This window comes from Nesterenkonia flava (assembly GCF_031432335.1).
GTDB lineage: Bacteria > Actinomycetota > Actinomycetes > Actinomycetales > Micrococcaceae > Nesterenkonia > Nesterenkonia flava.
Genome location: NZ_JAVKGT010000076.1, coordinates 1 through 1,205 on the forward strand (window position 1 = coordinate 1; position 1,205 = coordinate 1,205).

Below are 1,205 nucleotides of genomic sequence, written 5' to 3' on the forward strand. Positions count from 1 at the left end.
GTCCAGGCAGTTGCCCTTTCTGGACATTGATTGGACTGCGGCTTTGCTGGCCAGCAGGTTCTGCCAGGATGCGTGCTGGTAGTGAAAGCCTTGGTCTGAGTGAACGAGGGGTCTCTGGTCTGGGTCCAGGGTGGCCAGGGCATCTTTCAGGGACGCGTTGGTGAACGCGGTGGTCGGTGCCTGGCTGAGCGAATAGGAGATGATCTGCCGGTCGAACAGATCCATGATCGGTGAGAGATACAGCTTCTGGTCACCGACTTTGAACTCGGTGACATCAGTGACCCATTTGGTGTTCGGGGCCTGGGCTTCGAAGTCTCTGCCGAGCTGGTTGGCTGCGATCCGGCCCAGCTGTCCTTTGTAGGAATTAAAGCGCTTCCGCCGACGGGTCCGGCAGATCAGCCCCTCGGATCGCATCAGTGCCAGCACGGTCTTCTTCGCGATGGTGAAGCCCTGTCGCTGCAGTAGCAGATGCAGTCGCCGGTGCCCATAACGACCTTTAGCGGCGTAGAAGAGTTTCTTCAGCGCCTGCCTGACTTCAGCGTAGGCATCAGGTCGCTCTGGCTGGGCCTGGTGATAGAAGAACGTCGACCGGGCCAGCCCAGCAGCAGTGAGGAGCACAGGCAGTGGGTAGTCGGCTTTGAGGGCAGCAACAGCCTGGGCCTTCAGGCTTGTTCTGACTGGTCCCTCAAAGCCCGCAATTTTTTCAGGTAGGCGTTCTCTGCCTGAAGTCGGAGGTTCTCCTCCTGCAGTCTCTCTACCTCAGTCTTCTGCTTGGCAGGCTGTCCTGACGGGCGTCCGCGAGGCTTCGGCGCCAATCCTGCCGGCCCGTACCGGCGTAAGGTCCGGGACCAGGACTTCACCAGCATCGGCGAGCTCAGCTGGTGCTCGGCAGCCAGAGCCGCGGCCTCCTCGCCGTCGATATGCCGCTGAGCCACATCAAGTTTGAACTCGTAGCTGTAGCTGGTGTTCTTCGCTTTTCGCATCAGCACATCCCTGCCATGGAGCTTCCACCGTTGGTGGAGCTTCTTGACCGGGTCCCGGCGAACCTCGAGTTTCTTCGACACCGCCGCAGACCCAAGCCCTTGTTCGAACAAGACTACGGCCTGAACACGCTGATCAAGACTCAGCGAACTTCGTGCATACATAGAAATACTCCCCGGAAGAAGGAACTGGATTAACCAGTCCAACTTCCGGGGAGCACTTCA

2 protein-coding genes are annotated in these 1,205 nt (G+C 59.2%); both read right to left on the reverse strand.

Features of this window, described 5'->3' with window-relative positions:
• The coding region (locus tag RH857_RS13500; RefSeq protein ID WP_310538494.1) for an IS3 family transposase at window positions 1-618 on the reverse strand (618 nt) is incomplete at its 3' end.
• 44 nt (window positions 619-662) lie between these two features.
• The gene (locus RH857_RS13505; RefSeq protein WP_310538495.1) at window positions 663-983 is read right to left on the reverse strand and encodes a helix-turn-helix domain-containing protein; all 321 of its coding nucleotides are present in this window, start codon (window positions 981-983) and stop codon (window positions 663-665) included.
• Window positions 984-1,205 lie beyond the last annotated feature (222 nt).